1 protein-coding gene is annotated in these 247 nt (G+C 59.5%); it reads right to left on the bottom strand.

The genetic code is table 11. From position 1 onward, the window contains the following. A partial coding sequence (locus NZM01_12610) for a branched-chain amino acid ABC transporter permease (protein ID MCS6960871.1) occupies nucleotides 1–247 on the bottom strand: 247 nt, incomplete at both ends.

Here is a 247-nt window from a genome sequence, read left to right as displayed (position 1 = left end):
GAACCCAGCAAGTAATTCAGCGTCCCAATGCCCAAGGCTGCCAGGATGGTTCCCAGCAGGTTGCCGACGCCCCCCACAACCACCACCATGAACATGTCCACGATGTAGTTTTGCCCGGTATTCGGCCCGACCGACCCTAAGAAACTAACCGCACAACCGGCAATGCCCGCCAGCCCCGACCCCAGCGCAAACGTCAAGGCATCTACATGGTCAGTATTGATCCCCAGACAGGCGCTCATGGCCCGGT

It is taken from the genome of Pseudanabaenaceae cyanobacterium SKYG29 (assembly GCA_025055675.1).
GTDB lineage: Bacteria > Cyanobacteriota > Cyanobacteriia > Pseudanabaenales > Pseudanabaenaceae > M5B4.
This window is presented reverse-complemented; position numbering and strand designations above follow the sequence as displayed.